Raw genomic sequence first — 19973 nt, forward strand, 5'->3', positions numbered from 1 at the left:
TCACTCCGTGGTATGCGGGCGTGGGTCACCAGGTGGGTTTGCGGTTGCGGGCCAACAGTCCCCGGAGGATGACCGGATGGGCGACCGCCTGGAAGTTGAGTTCCGGGCAGACCTGCTTGACCTGGCCCTCCACGGCCAGGAGCGCCACCAGGGGGAACACGAACGAGGTCTGGGAGTACGCGTTGTACCGGCGCTGGATGAGGAAGAAGTCCGCGATGAACGCGGCGAGGCTGAACGAGCCCGCCGTCATGCCGTGCACGTCGCTGATGAGCCGGTCCAGCTCCCGCCGGAACCCCCTCTCGTCCTCGGCCGAGACCGGGTTCATGCTCACCGCCAGCGCGTGGTCGGCGCACACCTCGGAGTTGCCCGCGGCCATGCCCAGGAAGAACTCGGTGAAGTGCTCCTGCGTCTTCTGGTCGAGGCTGTAGGTGAACCCGCCGTCCACGACCGCCAGGCGTCCGTCGGCCAGGAACCACCAGTTGCCGGGGTGCAGGTCGCAGTGGACCTCCCCGGCGGTGAAGAGCATCTCGAACACCAGGGTGAGCAGCAGGCGGCCTCCCCGGGCGCCCGGATGGTGGTCCGCCGCCTCCTCCTGGCCGGGGAGCCACTCCATGACCAGGGTGTCGCGGCCCTGGTCGGCGGGGTCGCCCAGGGGGCGGGGGAAGACCACCGGATGGCGGTCCTCCAGGACGGCGAACCGTTCCAGGGCCGCGCGCTCCGCGCCCAGGTCGGTCTGGCGGCGCACGACCGCGCAGAAGTCGACCGCCAGCCCGACCACCGGTACGCCACGGCACACGGGCAGTCGCGCCACCAGGCGGGCGGCGGCCTCCACGACGTCCAGGTCGGCCTCCAGGCGCTCGCGCACGCGCGGATGACAGGTCTTGACCGCCACGTCGCCGTCGGGTCCGGACCGCCGCTCCACGACCGCGATGCTCCCCGCGCGGCGGGCGGCCGAGGCGTCGGTCGTGCCGCCGCGGCCGAGCCCGTGGCCCAGAGCGAGCCGCTCGCGCATCACCCGGCAGGTCTCCCGGTGCAGGAGGTCCTCACGGGTCGAGACCAGCTGGCCCAGCTTGACGAACGCCGGTCCCAGACCGGCACACAGGTCGGCGACGGCGCCGCCCACGTGTTCGGGGGCGCGCCCCGGGGCGCGGGGGGACCGGTACCACCGCACCGCGTGGGGGAGGACGCGGCAGCCGGCCGCCACCGCGCGGACCGCGATCACCGCCACACGGGCACCGGTGCGGATCACCGGCGCTCCCCGGGGGCGGGGTCGGTCAGCAGGGCGTGCAGGTTGCCCAGGTAGTACGCCCACCCCGCCTCATAGCCCGCGAACAGCTCCTCCGGCACCTCGTCGTGGGTCAGGACCAGCCGCGCGCCGTCGATCCGCGCCTCCAGGGAGGAGTCGGGGAAGCCCGGGTCGTGCAGGGTGCCTGCCAGGCGCTCCTCCCGTTCGCAGACGGTCACGGCCAGGGCCTTGGTGTGTGTGACCCCCTCGTGCTCGAAGGTGAGCAGGTGGCGGTGGTCCGCGTCGGGGTCCGGCACGACCGGTGTCAGCCAGCGGCTCACGCAGGCGTGCTCGGTCAGCGCGGCCCACACGCGCGGTCTCGGGGCGTCCAGCGGCAGGGTCAGGACGATGCGGCGCGCGTCGGGGCGGGCCTCCACCTCCACGGCGGGCGAGGTCGCGGTCACAGGGGGCCTCCCAGGGGTCGGTGCGGGGACGGCGCGGAGAGGGTCTCCAGGGCCGACAGCGAGGGGGTCAGGAAGTAGCCGCCGCCCCGGGGGACGGTGAAGTGCCGGGGCATCGGTATCCGGACCGCGGTCCCCTCCGGGTCGTCGGAGGGGACACGGAACACGAACTCCCGGGGGACGGCGTCGCCCACGGGGCGGTGCGGGCGGCCCACGACCGGGTCGTGGTTGTCGCCCTCGTGCTGCTGGTAGGGGTTGTTGAGCCAGGAGCGCACCACGAACTCGAACTGGCGCTCGATCGAGGTCTGGTAGCAGGCGAAGGCCATCCCGGTCTCGCCGTCCGCGCCGGTGTAGGGCACGCCCCGGCGCATCAGGCGGTGGGTCTCGATACCCGCCAGGGTCTCCAGGTCGGTCGCGTGGTCGCGGGGGTAGGCCTTGCGGATGTGCGCGCCGACGGGGACGCGGTGCCCGGCGGTGTCGTCCACCGGACCGCGCAGCGGAGTGAACCCGAAGTCGTTGACGGCCGACGGGCAGGCGCTGACCGACGGGTCCGGCCCCTTGGGGCTCACGCTCAGCGGGGTGCCGTCGCGCCACCGTCCGAACAGACGGGCCGACACCGCGTCCGGGGACCACCCCGGGAACCCCCGTCGCTCCAGTTCGGCGCTGGTCCGAGCGGCGAACTTCAGGAACCCGGCCACGTCCTGGCGGTACCGGCGCACCACCAGCAGCGACCCGTTGTCGGTCCAGCCGGGGCCGCCGGAGGCCACCGGTCCGGGTGGCGCGAACGCCACCGGGTCCTGCCCGGGGTGCCCGAACACGAACTCGCCGGGCCAGAGCCGCATTTGGCCGGGGAGTGCCTCGTCCGGCCTGGCCGGGTCCGACACCGGGCACAGGGGTTCTCCCGTGTCGGCCGCCACCCCGCGCACGGCGGGCTGGGAGACCGGGTCTCGGTACCCGAAGTGCTCGCGGTCGCCGTCGGGACCGGGCCGCGTCGCGCAGCGGTCGTGGTGCAGGAGCCGGGGCGCGCCCGGGCCGGACAGCAGCCGACCGGTGAGGGCGCCGACGGCCTCGGCCGTGTCCGCTCCCACGACCAGCAGCGCGTCCGCCGTCGTGTCCGGTCCGCCCGTGGGCCAGTGACGCGCCGTCCCCGGGTCGTCGGGGTCGTGCGGGTCGCCGAGCAGGGTGGAGCGTGCGGCCAGCCCGTCCTGGAAGGGGACGTCGAGCAGCGCGTCCGGGCGAGCGCCGAGCGCCCGTAGGCCGGAGGCCGACAGGGACAGCCCGACCGCGGCGCGCGGGCCGCCCGCGCGGTGGGCGTCGATCAGCGACCGCGTCGAGGTGATCTCGGGGAGCGTCCGTGCGACCCACGCCGAGGCGTGCGCCCGGTCCAGGGCCAGGTAGAGGAAGGACTGGAACGGGGTGCCGAACGGAACCAGGATGTTGCCCTGGATCTGGTGCAGGTCCAGGACCGGTTCCCGGTCCGTCCGGTCACCCGTGGGGTTCGTGCTCACGTGTGTCCCGTGGTCAGTTCGCGGCGGTGCCCGGGTAGCGGCCCTTCTCGGGGAAGATGTCCAGCCGGGTCAGCAGCGAGTAGATGTCGAAGCCGTAGATGATCTCCGACAGCCGTCCCTCCTCCACGGTGAACACGTCGATGGAGCGCGTGATGGCTCCGGTCCCGGTCGCCTCGTGGCCCAGCAGCGGGCGCCGGTGCGTCCCGGCGAAGGCGGCGAGCAGCGACACCCGGGAGCCGTCGGTGACCACGCGTTCGATGTTGAACCGGTAGTCGGGGAAGGCGTGCAGGAACGCCGCCATGGTGACGGTCTCCTGGTGCAGGTCGGTGGCGCCGGGGGCGACGAGCCGGGCGATCGCCGACACGTCGCGTCCGTTGAGGACCTCCTGGACGAAGGCCCGCAGGACGAACCTGCCGTCGCCGGGCGTCCCGGTGGGAGTGGTCTCCTGCGTCCGGGGGGCGTCGGCGGCCGCACCCAGGACCCGGGCCATCTCGGCCAGGTCGTAGTCAGCGGACACCGAGGTGATCCGCGCCCCCTCACCCTCCAGGGTCAGGGTCAGCGGAAAGGCCACCTCGGCCCCGGTGGGTTCGGTGCGCCACAGGGCCCGCGCGAAGCGGCCGCCGACCGTGGCGTGGACCCGGGCGGAGCCGCCCTCCACGACGGTCTCGCGCACGGTCACCGACAGGTCGTCCAGGGCGCCCACCACGCACAGGTGCACCAGCGACCCGGCCGCGTCCGAGACCGCGTCCACGTCCACCAGCTCGTCCAGGGCGGCCAGGTCGAACCCGCCCAGGACCCGGTCGGCGTAGAGGCGGACCGCGTCCTCGAAGGAGTCGGCGGCCTCCACCTCGGCGTCGGTGCGGGCGACCCCGAGGAAACGCAGCATCCGGAGTTCGTTGCCCACCCCCCAGCGCTCGGTCATCTTGTCGCCGTGGAACCGCACCGCGTCGGTGCGGCGGGCGGTGATGAGCTCACCGGAGGCGGGCAGCCCCATGAAATCGTTCTGCATGGTGCCGTACCACTTGCCGACGCACACCACGCTGTCGCCCTCGAACAGTTCCTCGTCCACGTCGTAACGGAAGTCCGGGAACGACGCGAAGAACTCCTCCAGGACGTTCTTGAATCCGTGGAGCGCGACGTCCTGCCCCGGATACGGATTCCAGTCGACGTAATCGGCCACCTTCAACGTCTGGACCTGGTCCACCCGGTGCTCGTTGAAGACCTCCTGCACCCACCGGCGGATGCCGTTGACCACTTCGGGTCTGCTCGACTCGCTCATGGTTCTCCTTTCCCCGTCCGCTTCGTGACGGGATGGGATTCTTCTCGACATTACGGCCGCCCCCGGTTCCATTCCTTCTCGCGGCTTGCTGGCTGGCGGGCACGGGGAAAACACCAGGTCGAAGTCGTGGGGGAGGGGCGCTTCACAGGAGCGCAATCCAGGAGAAGTCGAACACGGTGCGTAGGGGTTCCCGAGCGGTATCGTGAGAATCCGACCACCCCGGACGACTCCTTTCACAGGCTGCAACGAAAGGGTCGAGCGCATTCACCAGGAGGAATTCATGGCAGAGAAAAGCGGAGCCGCGAAACTCGGTGTCAAGCCCGGTTTCCTGGTCGTCGCGCACGGTGCGCCCGAGGACTACGCCGACCTCCTCGGCGAGCTGCCCGCGGGCGCCGAGGTGACCGAGGAACCGGGGGCCGCCCCGGACCTGCTGCACCTGTTCTCCGAGACGCTGGAGGAACTGCGCAAGAACCTGGCCGAGCACCTGCCCGGGGTCCCCGACACCACCGTGGTCTGGCTCTCCTACCCCAAGGGCGGCGGCAAGAGGGAACTCAACCGGACCGTCGTCATGGAGGAGGCCGTCAACGCGGGCTGGAAGGCGGTCTACGGGGTCTCCCTCAGCGACGGCTGGTCGGCCAACCGCGTCAAGCGGTCCTGACCGCCGTTCCCGCGCGCGGCGGAACCGGCGCCGTGCGCCCGACCCAGGAGCACCATGATTCGTGTCAACAAGCTGAGCCGCAGGTTCCGCGTCGGCCGGGACCAGCACGTCGACGCCCTCAGGGACGTCACCTTCTCCGTGGCGAAGGGTGAGATCGTCGCGCTGCTGGGACCCAACGGCGCGGGCAAGTCCACCGCGCTGCGGGTCCTGACCGGGCTGGTCCCGCCCACCTCGGGCACGGCCGCCGTCGACGGCGTGGACGTCGCCGACGACCCCACCGGCGTCCGCGGCAGGATCGGCTTCGTCGGGCAGGGAAACGGCGCCGCGCACGAGCAGCGCGTGGACGACGAACTCCACGCCCAGGGCCGTGCCTACGGACTGCCCCGAGACGAGATCCGCCGCCGCTCCGAGGAACTGGTCGACATGCTCGACCTGGGCGCCGTCCTCAGGCGCCCCGTGCGCTCCCTGTCCGGTGGCCAGCGCCGCCGCGTCGACCTGGCGCTGGGACTCGTCCCGCGCCCCCCGCTGCTGTTCCTCGACGAGCCGACCACCGGCCTGGACCCGCACCACCGGGCCAACCTCTGGGAACACGTCGCCCGCCTGCGCACGGCGTTCGACACCACCATCCTGCTCACCACCCACTACCTGGAGGAGGCCGACACCCACGCCGAGCGCGTCCTGGTCATCGACCACGGCAGCGTGATCGCCGACGCCAGCTCCGAACGGCTCAAGCGCGACCACGTGGGCCACCGGATCGCCGTCGGCCTCGACGGCGCCGACGAGGCCCGGCGCGCCGCCAAGATCGCGGCGGAGCTGGACGGCGTGCGGGACGCGCACGCGGACGGCGACACCCTCCGGCTGCGCTCGGACAGCGGTGAGACCACGGTGCCGGTCCTGCTGCGCGCCCTGGGCAGGGCCGGTGTCGAGGCCCGCAGGCTCACCGCGGCCGAGCCGACCCTCAACGACGTGTTCCTCGAACTGACCGGGCGCTCCCTCCGGGAGGGCGACCAGCGGTACCGGTCCGAGGACGGCGACTGATCCGCCGCCCCACCCCCGTCGCCCCGGAGATTAAGGACCGATCCATGCCCAAACTACTGACCGACATCGCGACCGTCACGAGCCGCGAGCTCCGGCCGATCCTGCGCGGACCCCTCTTCCTCGTGGTCAGCCTCATCCAACCCCTGGTGTTCCTGGGGCTGTTCGGCCCGCTGCTCGGCGGCGCCGTGGACGACGCCGTCTTCGGCGGGCAGAGCGCCCTCCAGTGGTTCGTCCCCGGCATCATGGTCATGATCAGCCTGGTGGGTACCTCCACCATGGGGTCGAACCTGCTGACCGAGATCCAGACCGGTGCGCACGAACGCCTCATGGTGACCCCGATGTCCCGCGGCTCCATGCTGGTGGGGCGCGCGCTCAAGGAGTTCGCGCCGCTGGTGCTCCAGGCCCTGGTGATCGTCCTGGTGGCCATGCCCTTCGGGTTCTCCCCCCACCTGTGGGGCACCGTCCTGGGCGTCCTGCTCCTGGGGGTGCTCGGCATCGGGCTCGGTGCCCTCTCCTACGCCCTGGCGATCGCCGTCCGCAGGCAGGACTGGGCCTTCTGGGGCATCCAGCAGACCCTGCTCTTCCCGGTCCTGATCCTGTCGGGCATCCTGCTGCCGGTCGACGTCGGCCCCGGGTGGCTGGCGACCGTCGCCGCGTTCAACCCGCTCACCTACGTCGTCACCGCGGAGCGCGCCCTGTTCTCCGGCGAGATTCTCACCGCCGACGTCGGGTGGGGCGTCGTGGCCGCACTGGTGGTCGCCGGGATCGGTCTCCTGGTGGGTGTGCGTTCGATGCGTCACTCGCCGGTCTGACCGCCCGTCCCCCTCATCCCGTCCTCCCCCTCATCCCGTCCTTCCCCGGCCGCGCGGCCGGGGAAGGACGCCGTGCTCCGGCCCCCGTGGAAGGGAACCCGGGCACCGTGTCAGAGCCGGGCCAGCACGGCGCCGGTGTGGGTCCCCTCACGGGCCACCGCGCCCGGCACGCCCTGGGCGACCAGCTTGCCTCCGCTGGCCCCGCCGCCGTCTCCGAGTTCCACGATCCAGTCCGCGTCCGCCATCACCGAGGCGTCGTGGGTCACGGTCACCACTGTCCCGCCCCCCGCCACCAGTTCCCGCAGCACCGTCACCAGCCGTGCCACGTCCGCCGCGTGCAGCCCGTTGGTCGGCTCGTCCAGCAGGTACACGGTGCCCGGGGCGGTGCCCCCGGCGAACTCCCGGGCCAGCTTCACCCGCTGCGCCTCACCGCCGGACAGGGTCGTGGCCGACTGGCCCAGCAGGACGTAGCCCAGACCCACGTCCACCAGGGAGCGCAGCGGACCCGCCACACCCCTCACGTCCGAGAACACCTCCGCCGCGCGCGCCGCCGTCATGTCCAGCACGTCCGCCACGGTGTACCCGCGCACCGTCGCCCGTAGGGCCGCGGGAGTGAACCGGCGGCCCCCGCAGACCTCGCACGACAGCTGGACGTCGGGCAGGAAGAACATCTCGACCTGAACCACGCCCGCGCCCTCGCAGGCCGGACACCGCCCGCCCGGGTTGTTGGTGGAGAACGCTCCCGCGCCCAATCCCTCCTCGCGGGCCTCCGGGGAGGCGGCGAACATCTTCCGCAGCCGGTCCAGCACCCCCGCGTAGGTGGCGACGTTGGACCGGGGCGAGCGTCCGATGGGCGACTGGTCCACGGTCACCAGCCTGCGGACGCCGTCCAGGCCCGACACACCCGAACACCGTGGCGCCGGGCGGGTGGTGTCCCCCGAGGCGGCCGCCATCGCGGGCCCGACCACGTGGCCGAGCAGCGAGCTCTTGCCCGCCCCCGACACCCCGGTCACCGCCGTGAGCGCGTTCATGGGTAACCGGACCGACACCGAACGCAGGTTGTGGGCCTCCGCGCCGGTGAACTCCGCGAAGTCCCAGCCAGGGTCCGGCGTGGTCCGGCGGATCGCCGAGGCGTCCGAGCTCCGGGCCGCCAGGAACGGGGCGGTCGCCGAACCCGGCGCGGACCCGAGGCCGGACACCGGGCCCGAGTAGACCAGGCGCCCCCCGTCCGCGCCGGGCCCGGGCCCGACCTCCACCACCCAGTCGGCGGCGGCCACGATCTCCAGGTCGTGCTCGACCACCAGCACCGTGTTGCCCTGGTCCCTCAGCCGGCGCAGTGCGTCCAGGAGCAGACGGGTGTCACGCGGGTGCAGTCCGGCGGAGGGCTCGTCGAACACGTACATCAGCCCGAACATCTCCATGCCCAGGTGGGTGGCGAGCCGGACCCTCTGCGCCTCCCCGCCGGACAGGGACGGGACCGACCGGTCCAGGGTCAGGTAGCCCAACCCCACCCCCACCAGGTGGTCCAGCCGGGTGCGCAGCTCCGCCACCCCCTGGGCGGCCCCGGCCGGGACCGCCGGGTCCGAGGTGAGGGCGTCCGCGTACGCCAGGGCGTCGCCGATCTCCATCCGGCACACGTCGGCGATCGTGTGCCCGGCCACGCGCACCGACAGCTGGGCGGGGGACAGACGCCCGCCTCCGCAGGCCCCGCACGTCAGGTCGGACATGAACCGCGACGCCCGGTCGCGGGCGGCCTGGCCCGACGCGTTCCGCAGCGCCGTGGCCAGCCAGGGCACCACGCCCTGGAACCGGGTCTCCCGCACGGTCGGGGTGCCCCGGATGGTCAGCTCCGCCCGCAGCGCCGCGCCCTCCTCGTGCAGCAGCCGCCTGCGCACCTCCGGGTCCAGCCGTGCCCACGGCGTCGACGGGTCGGCCCCCAGGGACTCCGCGAAGCGCAGCGACAACTCGTGCTCCAACGCCGCCCGGGAGTCCTGCCAGGGGCGCAGCACCCCCTCGGCCAGCGACAGCCCGGGGTCGTGCACGACCAGCCCCGGGTCTCCGAGCGGGACCGTGCCCATCCCGTCGCACTCCGGGCAGGCGTGCGCCGAGGAGTTGAAGGAGAACGCCCGGGCCGTCATCTCGGGGGGACCGGCCGACCCGTCGGAGCTGCCCGTGGCCGCGAACAGCGACCTCAGGTAATCGTGCACGTCCGTGGCGGTGCCGACCGTGGAGCGCGGGTTGGTCGACCCCCGGGACTGCGCCACCGACACCGCCGCGCACACCCCGGTCACCGAGTCCACCTCGGGGCGCAGGGAACCGCCCACCAGCTGGCGCGTGAACGCCGACAGCGGTTGCAGGTGGCGCCGTTGGGCCTCCGCGTAGACGGTGCCGTACGCCAGCGAGCTCTTCCCCGAACCCGACACCCCCGTCACCGCCACCAGCGCCCGGTGCGGCAGGTCCACGTCCAGCCCGCGCAGGTTGTGCACCCGGGCACCGCGCACCCGCAGCAGGTCGGGACCACCGCTCCGGTGCCCCTCCGTCGTCTCCGCCACCGGCGGCCTCCCGATCACTTTCCGTGTACACCGATCGTCCAGCCTAGGACGCGCCCCCTTCTCCTGGGTTGCTCTCCTCCCGGCCCGCGCCCCGTTCTTCTTCCCCCGTGCGGAACCGGCCGGAACAGCAATCCGGAAGAGGACGGCACCCCCGCCGCGACCCACGATGGGCGTGTCCCAACGACCACCGAGGACACTCCCGTCCTCTCCAAGGAGAACCCGATGAGGTTGACGTTCCTCCTGGCCAGGGTCGCCTTCGCCGTCGTGCTCGTCGTCGGACTGGCCGTGATGACGGTCCGGCCCACCCCCGACGAGGCGGAGGCCGCCGAGCTGGCCGCCCCGTTCTCCTTCACGACACTCGACCTGAACTCCGCACCCCGCGACGCCCGCAGCGAGCGCGAGGTCGCCCCGGACCTGGAGCACTTCCGGGGCTGGATCTCCGCGGTGGGCGCGGCGGTGGCCCTGACCGACCTACGCGACCTGGGGCGGCCGGCCGACGCCTGCCTGGTCGACCCACGCGACGACAGCGTCACCCTGCGGTCGGTGCCCGGCAGCGGAGCCGACGAGTACCCGGTCGTGGAGCTCGTACCCGACCTGCCCTACGACGCCACGATGGCGCCCATGGGCTGTGTGCCCGCCGACATCGACGAGGACGGTGACACCGACCTGATCGTCTACTACTGGGGCCGCTCCCCGGTGCTGTTCCTGAACACCGGGGACGGGCAGGGCCCGCCGACCGCGGACGACTTCACCTCCCACGAGCTGGTCCAGCCCATGCAGGTCTGGAACACCACCGCCCTCAACGTGGCCGACCTCGACGGTTCGGGCAGCCTGGACATCGTCGTCGGCAACTACTTCCCCGACGGCGCCCGCGTGCTGGACCCGGGCGCCGACGACGAGACCCGCATGCAGATGCAGGACAGCATGGGGCTGGCCGCCAACGCCGGGCGCAACCGCATCCTGCTCACCGAGCCCACGGGGGAGCCCGACACCCCGCCGGTCCTCACCGATGCCAGCACGGCCCTGCCCGAGGCGGCGACCACCGGGTGGACGCTGGCCTTCGGGTTCCAGGACCTGACCGGCAACGCGCTCCCCGACGTCTACCTGGCCAACGACTTCGGCAATGACCACCTGCTCGTCAACCGGTCCGAGCCCGGTGCGCTGTCCCTGGAGGCCGTCCGGGGTGACCGGGACATGTTCACTCCCAAGTCCAGCGTCCTCGGCAACGGTTCGTTCAAGGGCATGGGGGTGACCTTCACCTACGACGCGGGAGCCGAGCTGCCCACGATGGTGGTCAGCAACATCACCAGCGAGTACGCCCTCCAGGAGAGCAACTTCGCGTTCGTGCCCACCGGGGAGGGCGCCGACCTCCTGGAGGGGCGGGTGCCCTACCGGCAGGAGAGCGAGGCGCTCGGCCTCTCGCGCAGCGGGTGGTCCTGGGACGTCCGGGCGGGGGACTTCGACAACGACGGCACGGACGAGCTGTTCCAGGCCACCGGGTTCCTCAAGGGCGACACGGACCGCTGGCCGCAGCTCCAGGAACTCGCCCTGGCCAACGACGAGCTCCTGCGCTACCCCTGGGCCTGGCCCAACTTCCAGCCGGGCGACGACCTGTCCGGACACGAGCACAACCCCTTCTGGGTGCGTGACGAGCGCGGCCGCTACTCGGACGCCGCGGCCCAGCTCGGGCTGGACGTCCCCGACGTCTCCCGCGCCTTCGCCTTCGGGGACGTCAACGGGGACGGCCTGCTCGACGTCCTGGTCGCCAACCAGTGGGAGGACTCCCGGGTCCTGATCAACGAGGCCCCGGACGCCCCGCCCGGTATCAACCTGCGTCTGCTCGTCCCCGCCAGCGCGGCGGAGGGGGAGTGGCGGCCCGCGTTGGGCGCGCGGGTGACCGTCCGCGAGGGCGGAGCGCCCGACCAGACCCGACAGCTCTTCCCGGCCAACGGTCACACGGGGGTGTCGGCCGACCTCCTGCACCTGGCCGCTCCCGAGACCGGGACCCTCCCGGTCAGCGTCTCGTGGCGCGGTACCGACGGTGCCGTGCACACCGCCGACGCCGACCTGGGGCCCGGGACCCACACGTTGCAGCTCGACGACGACGGAACGGTGACCGCCCGATGACAGTGACACGGCCGGGTACGCCCCCCGACCCCTCCGCCGGTCCCGCAGCGGACCGACCCGACCAGGAGAGCGCGGCCGCCGCGACCGGGCCCTCCCCCGCGCCGTCCGCCCCGGGTTCCGCCCCGGGGGCGCGGACCGGCCCCGACCGGCGCGTCATGGCGCTGCGCATGTTCGCCACCAGCATCACCGTCTTCACGGTCCTGGGGCACCTGCTCCTGGGCTTCGAGCAGTCCCCGATCACACCCGTCGCGGCCGTCCTCACGGGCTACGCGGTCGACCTGGTGATGGAGACCCTGGGCGCGCGCGCCGAGGGGCGCGCCCCCGGGTACGCGGGCGGGCCGGGTGCGCTGGTCACCTATCTGCTCCCCACCCACATCGCCGGTCTGGCCTGCGCGATCCTGCTGTTCGGCAACGAGTCGCTCTGGCCCTACCTGTTCGCGATCACCGTCGCCGTGGTCGGCAAGCACCTGCTGCGCATCCCCGTGAAGGGGCGTAGGAGGCACTTCCTCAACCCGTCCAACTTCGGCATCGCGGTCACGCTGGTGCTGTTCCCCTGGGTCGGGATCGCCCCGCCCTACCACTTCACCAACAACATCACCGGAGCCCTCGACTGGCTGCTGCCGCTGGGCGTCCTCATGGCCGGGACGATGCTGAACGTGCGGCTGAGCGGCCGCTGGCCCCTCATCCTCGGCTGGGTCGGCGGGTTCGCGGCCCAGGCCGTGGTGCGGTGGCTGATCCTGGACCACGCGCTGGTCGCGGCCCTGCTGCCGATGACCGGGCTGGCCTTCATCCTGTTCACCAACTACATGATCACCGACCCCGGGACGACGCCCCACCGGCCGCGCAACCAGGTGGTCTTCGGGGTGGCGGTCGCCGCGGTCTACGGCCTGCTGGTCACCTGGCACGTCGTGTTCGGGCTCTTCTTCGCCCTGGTGATCGTGTGCGCGCTGCGCGGCGCGCTCCTGCTCGCCGAACCCCTCCTCACACGCGGCGCCTCCGCCGCCCCGACACTCGCAGGGAGTGACCGATGACCGTACGGGAGCACATGGCCAGGGGGTACCGCCGGGGGCTCGACGGCATGAACACCCGGCACCACCGCACCTGCCTGTGGCTGTTCATGGTGGTGGTGGTCGCCCACTGGGCCGAACACCTGGTCCAGGCCGTCCAGGTGTACGTCCTGGACTGGCCCCTGGAGGAGGCCCGGGGGGTGCTCGGTATCCCGTTCCCGTGGTTGGTGACCTCGGAGTGGATGCACTACGGCTACGCCCTGGTGATGCTCGTGGGGCTGCTGATTCTCATGCCGGGCTTCACCGGACGCTCACGGACCTGGTGGAAGATCACGACCGGTATTCAGGTCTGGCACCACTTCGAGCACCTGCTGCTCCTGGTCCAGGCCCTGGGCGGGACCAACATCGCGGGCCGGGAGGCGCCCACCAGCCTCATCCAGCTGGTGGCACCGCGCCTGGAACTGCACCTGTTCTACAACGCGGTGGTCTTCGCGCCGATGGTCGTGGCCATGTACCTGCACTCCCGGCCCGGTCCCGAGGAGCGGGAGGAGAGGGTGTGCGCGTGCGCCCATCCGGTCAGACCGGCCGCACCCGCGGACGCGGTCGGGGGCACCGACCCGTCGGGGACGGGCCGGTGAGGGTCGCGGGCGGCCGCGGTCCGGCCGCCTTCCCGCTGGTGGTGCTGGTCCTGGCGGTGCTCGTGGTCTGGCTCGGTGCCGGGAACGCCGAACGCGCGGTGAACGTGGCGCGCGGGGAGGGCGATCCCGGCCGGTTCACGGCCAGCTCCGTCGAGTGCGTCAGCCACCTGGGGCACGAGTCCTGTTCGTGCGTCGGCGACTACCGCTCCGACGACGGGAGCGTGGAGCTCGCCGGGGTGTTCCTTGCGGGCGGGGACGGCGACTGCGCGCTGGGAGGCAGCGCGGCCGCCGTGGACATCGGCTCGGTCACGCGGGTGTATCACCCGGACGGGTCCTACGAGTGGATCACCACCGCCCTGCTGATCCTGGTGGGCGGGGCGATGGCGGCCTGGTCGACGGTGACTCTGGTGCGGGCGCGCCGGGCGGGGCGGGCCGCGCCGCCCCCGGGCGGTCCGGGGACCTGAGGGACGGAGGCGGTGCTGACCCACCGGTCACGGACGGTCGGGCCGAACGGTCGGGCGCTCGTCGGCGTCGTGCGCGTACCGGTTCCCGTGGGGAGCACCGCCCAGGGGCGTGCGGTCGAGGATCTCGCGGGCGATCCGGGCGACGCCGTCCGAGGCCTGGTCGACCGGGCTGTCGCGGCGCCAGACCAGTAGGTGCCGTAGCTGTATGGGCGCCCCCTCCAGCGGTCGGACGACCACGCCTCGACCCGACTCGAAGTCCGCCTGGCACGGCGCGACCGCCCGGCGGCGGGCGATGAGGTCGCGGATCTCCGACCTCTCGTACAGCCGGTAGGGCACCTCGGGGCTGAACCCGGCCCGCTGGCACGCCAGGTAGAAGCACTCGGGCCACCCCGTGCCGTCCGGCGGGGTCAGCGCCCACGGGCACTCGGCGAGGTCCTCCAGGCGCACGGAGGTCTCCCGCGCCAGCGGGTGGTCGGCCCACAGCGCCACGTGCAGGGGGTCGACCGCGAGCATCGCCCAGGCCAGCGGGCCGTCAGTGGGCAGGTCGCGGTCGACGTAGTCGATGGTGGTGCCCAGGTCCAGCCGGCCGGCCCGTACCAGGTCGGTGACCAGTTTGGGCGAGTACTCGGTGCGCACGTGCACGGGGACGCCGGGGAAGACCTCGGGCAGCCGGGCCGACAGCTCCACGGTGAGCGGGCCGACCCCGCCCACGCGCAGCGTGCTCGGCGAGGCCCCGCGCGCCGTGATGTCGTGCGTCAGGTCGTCCATGGACAGGAGCACCGCGCGGGCCCTGACCAGGACGAAATCGCCGAGCTCGGTGGGGCGCACGCCCGAGCGCCCCCGGTGGAACAGGGGCCCGCCCACCTCGCGTTCGATCCTTTGCAACTGCGTCGTCAGCGCGGGCTGCGACGTGGACAGCGCTGCGGCCGCCTTCGTGACGCTGCCGGTGTCGGCCAGGAGGCAGATCGTACGGAGATGGCGGAGTTCGAGGTCCATGCGTGGAATCTAGGCCGCCGGGGGCCTCCGTGTACAGACGTGGGGGTCGGGCGCGGTGGGGCGCGCGTCCCGTCTGGTGATGTGTCCCTGTCGGGCGGTGTTCGTCCAACGAGGCCGTTCCGGAGGGCCTGACGCGCCCTCCGCGTGGTTCGTTGGGATAAGGTGCCGTGCGTCACCATATAGTTGGACGACCTACTACTTCGACGGGAACCCGCGGAGCCGGTCGGTCCGAGGCGCACCTGCGCGCGCGACAGTGGGAGAGTTCATGGCGGTCGAACGCACGCTGCACACACCCGAGGCCGAACAGCTCCTGGAGCTGACCGGGGAACTCGTGGACAAGGAGATCGCCCCGCGTGCGGCCGGGGACGAGGAGGGGTCGGTCTTCCCCCGCGACGTCTTCACCACGCTGGGACGGGCCGGACTGCTCGGGCTCCCGTACCCGGGGGAGTACGGCGGCGGCGACCAGCCCTACGAGGTCTACCTCCAGGTCGTGGAGGAGCTGGCCCGGGGCTGGCTCGCCGTCGGCCTGGGCGTCAGCGTCCACACGCTCTCCTGCTACCCGCTCGCCGCCTTCGGTAGCGCGGAGCAGCGGGCCGCCCACCTCCCCGCGATGGTCGGCGGCGAACTCCTGGGCGCCTACTGCCTGTCCGAGACCTCCTCCGGTTCCGACGCCGCCGCGATGACCACCCGGGCCGAACGCGACGGTGAGGGCTACCGGGTCAACGGCGCCAAGGCGTGGATCACCCACGGGGGCCGGGCCGACTACTACACGCTGTTCGCCCGTACCGGCGCCCCGGACTCGGGCCCGCGCGGCATCAGCTGCTTCCACGTCCCGGCGGACACCCCCGGGCTCGGGGCGGCCGCACCCGAACACAAGATGGGCATGCGCTCCTCGCCCACCGCGGGCGTGCTCCTGGACGACGTCGAGCTGGGCGGGGACGCGCTGGTGGGGGAGGAGGGGAAGGGGTTCGGGATCGCCCTGGCCGCACTGGACTCCGGCCGCCTGGGCATCGCCGCGTGCGCGGTGGGGCTGGCCCAGGCCGCGCTCGACGCCGCGGTCTCCTACTCCCGGGAGCGCCAGCAGTTCGGCGGGGCGATCGGCGACTTCCAGGGGATCGGTTTCCTGCTGGCCGACATGGCCACGCAGGTCGCCGCGTCGCGGGAGCTCTACCTGTCCGCGGCACGCCTGCGCGACGCGGGCCGCCCCTTCGGCAAGCGGGCCGCCATGGCCAAGCTGATGGCCAGCGACACCGCGATGCGGGTCACCACGGACGCCGTCCAGGTGTTCGGCGGCTACGGGTACACCCGTGACTTCCCGGTCGAACGCTACATGCGCGAGGCCAAGGTGCTCCAGATCGTGGAGGGCACCAACCAGGTGCAGCGCCTGGTGATCAGCCGCCACCTGGCCAAGGAGGGCTGACGCCCGGCCGGGGCCGGTCCGGTCACCCCCGCAGGAGGTCGGCGGTGCGGTCGGCGGGGTGCACCGTCAACCGCACCTCGCGATCGGTGAGCACCGCCAGCGCCGCGCGGTACTCCGGGCCCCCGTCCAGGTCCGACAGCCACGCCGCCCCCGGGCCGCCGCCGCCCTCCCAGGACAGCAGCCGGGCCCGCGCGTCCGGAGCGCTGACCGCCACCCGGCGCAGACCGCCGGACAGTCCGAGCCCGGTCGCCTTGAGCAGCGCCTCCTTGCGCGCCCAGTAGCCGAAGAACGCCGCCGTCCGGTCCGCCTCGGGCATGGCCTTCCACGCCTCCTGCTCGCTGTCGGCCAGCGCGTACCCGGCCAACCCGGCCAGGTCCCGCGCCTCCGAGACCCGTTCCACGTCCACGCCCACCGGCGTCTCCCGGGCCAGGGCCAGCACCACCCACTCACCGGAGTGGCTGACCGAGACCTCCCACCCCAGGGCGGCTCCCGTGGGCACGGGCTTGCCGTGCGGCTCCTCGCGCACGCCCGGCGGCGCCTGCGCGCCGGTCCGCGCCTTGTCCTCACAGGACCGGCAGCGCAGCTCGAAGGCGACCCGCTCCGGGGCGCAGCCGGTCCGGTCGGCCAGGACCAGCCGGGACAGGGCCCGCCCCAGCAGGTGGCGGTCGCGGTCGGCCTGGAGCCGGAAGCGCTCCTGGCGTTCGCGTTCGGAGCGGTCCAGCAACCGCAGCAGGCGTTCGCTCGCGGAGGAGGTGTGGGCCCACCACACCGTGGAGTCGAGGGGCGCGGAGCTGAGCGTCATGCCCCCCATTGTCGCCGATCTTCCCGGCGATCGGTGGTGTGAGCCCAAGCCAAACGGGGCATCCGGTAAGTGGCAGGTCAGCCCGCCCCCTTGGAGGCCCAGATGTCCGTCGTCATGATGCTCGGTGCCGGAGCACTCGTCGGCCTCGTCGCCCTCACCGTGCTCTTCCTCGTCACCCTCCTCTCCGACAGGCCGGAGGGCGAGGCGCACCCCACCCGGGACCGCTCCGTACTCTAGGTGTGCGCGGCCCCCCGCCGTGCGCCACGACCAGCACGGAAAGGGTGGGCCCGTACCCATGACCGAAGAGAGCCGTCCCGCCTTCGCCGCCGAACGCCGGGAACGCATCCTGGAACTGGTGCGGGCCAACGGCAGCATGTCCCTGCGCGACCTCGCCGCCAAGGTCCGCGCCTCGGAGGTCACCGTCCGGCGCGACGTCCGCGCCATGGAGGCCGAGGGCCTGCTCGACCGCCGCCGGGGCGGAGCGGCGCTGCCCGGCCGGATCGGCCACGAACAGAGCTATGCGGGCAAGAGCGGGCAGTGCGCCGCCGAGAAGGCCGCCATCGCCGCCGTCGCGGCCCGCCTGGTACGTCCCGGCGACGCCGTCACCATCGGTCCCGGCAGCACCGCCGAGGCCTTCGCCCGGGCGCTTTTGGGCCACGGCGACCTCACCGTCGTCACCAACTCCCTCCGGGTCGCCGACGTGCTCGCCGGGGCCACGGGGATCGAGGTCGTGATGACCGGCGGCACCCTGTACGCCCCCACCCGGGCGCTCGTCGGCACGGCCGCCGAGGAGTCCCTGGCGGGCCTGCGGGTCAACCGCGCCTTCCTGTCCGGCAACGGGGTCAGCGCCGATCGCGGGCTGAGCACCCCCAACCCCGCGGTGGCCAGCGTGGACCGGGCGCTGTCCGCTTGCGCGGAGGAGACCATCGTGCTCGCCGACCACACCAAGGTCGGCGCGGACACCATGGTGCCGACCGTCGCCCCCGAGGAGATCGCCCACCTGGTCACCGACAGCAGCGCCGACCCCGAGGTGCTGATGACCCTGGAGGAGACCGGAGCCCTCGTCCACGTCACCGTGGTCGCCGGCGAACGCGGCCAGTGACGTACCGGGGGCCCGCGGTCCGGCCCTGGAGGCAGGCGCGTACCGTACCGGCCACACCTATTGTGTGGTGAGCGTTCCATGAGTGATCCTGGACGCCCCCTGCCAGACCCGACGTCCACCCACCCCAGGAGTCGCCGCGCATGCCCACCGACCCGACGCCCCCGACCGCTCCGGTGCGGATCACCCCCGAACCGGTGGCGCTGCCCGAGCCCTGGCGGAGCTCGGCCCTGACCGTGGTCGTGCCCACCTACGACGAGGCCGGGAACCTGCCGGTCCTGGTGGCGCAGCTCATGGCGCTGGACCTGCCCCGGCTGCGGGTCGTCGTGGTGGACGACAACTCCCCGGACGGCACCGGCGAGGTCGCCGACAAGCTCGCGGCGGAGCTCGGCGGTCGGCTTTGCGTGGTGCACCGCACCCGCAAGGACGGGCTCGGCCGCGCCTACGTGGAAGGCATGACCCGTGCCCTGGCCGACGGGGCCGAGTACGTCGTGCAGATGGACGCCGACCTCAGCCACCCGGTGGGGTACGTCCCCCAGCTCCTGGGCACGCTGCACTCCACCAACGCGGGTGTGGTCATCGGCAGCCGGTACGTGCCCGGCGGCAGCCTCTCCCAGGCCTGGGGCCTGCGCCGCCGCCTGCTCAGCGGGTGGGCCAACACCTACGTCAAGCGGGTGCTGTCGATCCCCGTCCAGGACGTCACCGCCGGTTTCAAGATCTGGCGCGCCCCCGCCCTGGAGGTCCTGGACCTGGCGAGTATCGAGAGCACCGGCTACGCCTTCCAGGTCGAGATGCACTACCGGGCGTTCCGGCGCGGGCAGAAGATCATGGAGATCCCCATCCACTTCGAGGACCGCGTCGTCGGCCAGAGCAAGCTCGACGGGGCGGTCGCCCTGGAGGCGGCGCTGCGCCCGCTGCGCCTGCGCCGTGCGGAGAACGCCAGACGCTGACCGTGTCCCCCTTGGGCGCGCGCCCCTTCACCTGCGATCCTGCGGGGGTCGGGACGATGAGCGAGGGGGACCACATGTCCGAACAGCCCTACGACGTGGACGCCGACATGGGGGAGGACCCCCAGGAGAGCGAGATCGCCGAGGCCGAGAGCCGCCAGAACCCGGACGCGCCCGTGTACGGGTACACCTTCGAGGACGAGAGCGCCGCCACCGAGCGCGGCATCGACCAGGAGGTGCGGGAGGAGCGCGACGACGTCATCCCGCGCGAGGACTTCGAGCTCGACGAACCCGGTGCCGAGGCGGAGGCGGTCCACGAGGAGGACGAGTCCTGAGCCCGCCGGGCCCCGGGAACCGCCGCGTTCCCGGGGCCCGGCCGCGTCCGCCGTCTCCCGGCGGCGGGGGCCGCACCGGCGCCGCCGGTCACCCGCGCTACTCCGCGCGGGCGCCTCGCCCGGGCCCCGGGCACCCGCGCTACTCCGTGCGGGCGCCTCGCCCGGGCCCCGGACGCGCGGACGGTCCTGCGACGCCCGGACCGTCACCCGACGCGCGCATGGTCCCGGGGTGTTGTCCACAGGATCGCCAACACATGTGATCTTCGAGGTCAAAGCGGGGATGACCCTGGTAGGGAGGCGGACAACGTGACCGAACGACCCTACGACGTGGACCTGGACCTCGGAGACGATCCCCAGGAGACCGAGGTCGCCCAACGAGAGCGCGTACTGGACCCCGACTTCGACATCCTCAGCTACGACTTCGAGGACGACGACAGCCGCGGCGGCCTTGGCATCACCGAAGAGGTGCGGGCCGAACGCACCGGCGTGGTCCCCCGACAGCGCTGGGGCGGGTACCGCAGCGCCGAGGAGGAGGCGCTGAGCGTGGTCCTCGACCCCGACGCCGTCAACGACCGGCCCCCGGAGGGGCACGGGACCTAACCGTC

At 73.0% G+C, this 19973-nt stretch carries 20 protein-coding genes; 13 read left to right on the forward strand and 7 right to left on the reverse strand.

Annotated features, from left to right (window positions below; all coding sequences use genetic code 11):
- Nucleotides 1–25: 25 nt before the first annotated feature.
- The 4 genes from ACFYL4_RS13720 to ACFYL4_RS13735 are packed head-to-tail and all read right to left on the reverse strand — an operon-like array spanning nucleotide 26 to nucleotide 4473.
- Nucleotides 26–1249, reverse strand: coding sequence for an AarF/UbiB family protein (locus ACFYL4_RS13720; protein WP_387518563.1), 1224 nt, complete (start codon nucleotides 1247–1249; stop codon nucleotides 26–28).
- Nucleotides 1246–1689 (reverse strand): SRPBCC domain-containing protein, encoded by a 444-nt coding sequence (locus ACFYL4_RS13725; protein WP_387518564.1) that lies wholly within the window; start codon nucleotides 1687–1689, stop codon nucleotides 1246–1248. Before ACFYL4_RS13725 ends, ACFYL4_RS13720 begins: the two co-directional genes overlap by 4 nt.
- Nucleotides 1686–3194, reverse strand: a complete 1509-nt coding sequence (locus ACFYL4_RS13730) for a Dyp-type peroxidase (RefSeq protein WP_387518565.1) — start codon at nucleotides 3192–3194, stop codon at nucleotides 1686–1688. The genes ACFYL4_RS13725 and ACFYL4_RS13730 overlap by 4 nt, the downstream gene beginning before the upstream one ends.
- Nucleotides 3195–3207: 13 nt before the next feature.
- The gene (locus ACFYL4_RS13735; RefSeq protein ID WP_387518566.1) at nucleotides 3208–4473 is read right to left on the reverse strand and encodes an ester cyclase; all 1266 of its coding nucleotides are present in this window, start codon (nucleotides 4471–4473) and stop codon (nucleotides 3208–3210) included.
- A 280-nt stretch (nucleotides 4474–4753) separates the two neighbouring features.
- Here ACFYL4_RS13735 and ACFYL4_RS13740 point away from each other — a divergent pair, with 280 nt between their 5' ends.
- Genes ACFYL4_RS13740 through ACFYL4_RS13750 form a run of 3 tightly spaced genes read left to right on the forward strand, consistent with a single transcriptional unit; the run spans nucleotide 4754 to nucleotide 6981 of the window.
- A complete protein-coding gene (locus ACFYL4_RS13740; protein ID WP_387518567.1) occupies nucleotides 4754–5131 on the forward strand; it encodes a DUF3052 family protein in 378 nt (125 codons plus the stop codon).
- A gap of 54 nt (nucleotides 5132–5185) precedes the next feature.
- Nucleotides 5186–6169: an ATP-binding cassette domain-containing protein gene (locus ACFYL4_RS13745; protein WP_387518568.1), complete on the forward strand. Its 984-nt coding sequence runs from the start codon at nucleotides 5186–5188 to the stop codon at nucleotides 6167–6169.
- Nucleotides 6170–6213: 44 nt separating this feature from the next.
- Nucleotides 6214–6981 carry an ABC transporter permease gene (locus tag ACFYL4_RS13750; protein WP_387518569.1) on the forward strand — a complete coding sequence of 256 codons (768 nt, stop codon included), beginning with the start codon at nucleotides 6214–6216 and terminating at the stop codon, nucleotides 6979–6981.
- A 110-nt stretch (nucleotides 6982–7091) separates the two neighbouring features.
- Here the strand turns inward: ACFYL4_RS13750 and ACFYL4_RS13755 are convergent, their stop codons facing one another.
- Nucleotides 7092–9533, reverse strand: a complete 2442-nt coding sequence (locus tag ACFYL4_RS13755) for an ABC transporter (RefSeq protein ID WP_387518570.1) — start codon at nucleotides 9531–9533, stop codon at nucleotides 7092–7094.
- A gap of 222 nt (nucleotides 9534–9755) precedes the next feature.
- On the opposite strand from ACFYL4_RS13755, the gene ACFYL4_RS13760 reads away from it, so the two are divergent.
- The 4 genes from ACFYL4_RS13760 to ACFYL4_RS13775 are packed head-to-tail and all read left to right on the forward strand — an operon-like array spanning nucleotide 9756 to nucleotide 13769.
- Nucleotides 9756–11660: an FG-GAP repeat domain-containing protein gene (locus ACFYL4_RS13760; RefSeq protein ID WP_387518571.1), complete on the forward strand. Its 1905-nt coding sequence runs from the start codon at nucleotides 9756–9758 to the stop codon at nucleotides 11658–11660.
- Nucleotides 11657–12691, forward strand: coding sequence for an enediyne biosynthesis protein UnbU (locus ACFYL4_RS13765; protein ID WP_387518572.1), 1035 nt, complete (start codon nucleotides 11657–11659; stop codon nucleotides 12689–12691). The genes ACFYL4_RS13760 and ACFYL4_RS13765 overlap by 4 nt, the downstream gene beginning before the upstream one ends.
- On the forward strand, nucleotides 12688–13305 hold the full coding sequence (locus ACFYL4_RS13770) for a hypothetical protein (RefSeq protein ID WP_387518573.1): 618 nt from the start codon (nucleotides 12688–12690) through the stop codon (nucleotides 13303–13305). The genes ACFYL4_RS13765 and ACFYL4_RS13770 overlap by 4 nt, the downstream gene beginning before the upstream one ends.
- On the forward strand, nucleotides 13302–13769 hold the full coding sequence (locus tag ACFYL4_RS13775) for a hypothetical protein (protein ID WP_387518574.1): 468 nt from the start codon (nucleotides 13302–13304) through the stop codon (nucleotides 13767–13769). Before ACFYL4_RS13770 ends, ACFYL4_RS13775 begins: the two co-directional genes overlap by 4 nt.
- A gap of 27 nt (nucleotides 13770–13796) precedes the next feature.
- Here the strand turns inward: ACFYL4_RS13775 and ACFYL4_RS13780 are convergent, their stop codons facing one another.
- On the reverse strand, nucleotides 13797–14765 hold the full coding sequence (locus ACFYL4_RS13780; RefSeq protein ID WP_387518575.1) for a LysR family transcriptional regulator: 969 nt from the start codon (nucleotides 14763–14765) through the stop codon (nucleotides 13797–13799).
- A gap of 265 nt (nucleotides 14766–15030) precedes the next feature.
- Here ACFYL4_RS13780 and ACFYL4_RS13785 point away from each other — a divergent pair, with 265 nt between their 5' ends.
- The gene (locus tag ACFYL4_RS13785) at nucleotides 15031–16185 is read left to right on the forward strand and encodes an acyl-CoA dehydrogenase family protein (protein WP_387518576.1); all 1155 of its coding nucleotides are present in this window, start codon (nucleotides 15031–15033) and stop codon (nucleotides 16183–16185) included.
- Between the two features lie 22 nt (nucleotides 16186–16207).
- Here the strand turns inward: ACFYL4_RS13785 and ACFYL4_RS13790 are convergent, their stop codons facing one another.
- Complete coding sequence (locus tag ACFYL4_RS13790; RefSeq protein WP_387518577.1) at nucleotides 16208–16987, reverse strand: 4'-phosphopantetheinyl transferase family protein; 780 nt, start codon at nucleotides 16985–16987, stop codon at nucleotides 16208–16210.
- A gap of 102 nt (nucleotides 16988–17089) precedes the next feature.
- Between ACFYL4_RS13790 and ACFYL4_RS13795 the strand changes: the two genes are divergently transcribed.
- From ACFYL4_RS13795 to ACFYL4_RS13815, 5 genes are all read left to right on the forward strand, one after another.
- Nucleotides 17090–17224, forward strand: a complete 135-nt coding sequence (locus ACFYL4_RS13795) for a hypothetical protein (protein ID WP_387518578.1) — start codon at nucleotides 17090–17092, stop codon at nucleotides 17222–17224.
- A gap of 58 nt (nucleotides 17225–17282) precedes the next feature.
- On the forward strand, nucleotides 17283–18089 hold the full coding sequence (locus tag ACFYL4_RS13800) for a DeoR/GlpR family DNA-binding transcription regulator (RefSeq protein WP_387518579.1): 807 nt from the start codon (nucleotides 17283–17285) through the stop codon (nucleotides 18087–18089).
- Nucleotides 18090–18229: 140 nt separating this feature from the next.
- Nucleotides 18230–19036, forward strand: coding sequence for a polyprenol monophosphomannose synthase (locus ACFYL4_RS13805; RefSeq protein ID WP_387518580.1), 807 nt, complete (start codon nucleotides 18230–18232; stop codon nucleotides 19034–19036).
- A gap of 74 nt (nucleotides 19037–19110) precedes the next feature.
- A complete protein-coding gene (locus ACFYL4_RS13810; RefSeq protein WP_357768694.1) occupies nucleotides 19111–19368 on the forward strand; it encodes a hypothetical protein in 258 nt (85 codons plus the stop codon).
- 306 nt (nucleotides 19369–19674) lie between these two features.
- Nucleotides 19675–19968 (forward strand): hypothetical protein, encoded by a 294-nt coding sequence (locus ACFYL4_RS13815; RefSeq protein ID WP_357768692.1) that lies wholly within the window; start codon nucleotides 19675–19677, stop codon nucleotides 19966–19968.
- Nucleotides 19969–19973 lie beyond the last annotated feature (5 nt).

The organism is Nocardiopsis sp. NPDC006938, from assembly GCF_042869555.1.
GTDB lineage: Bacteria > Actinomycetota > Actinomycetes > Streptosporangiales > Streptosporangiaceae > Nocardiopsis.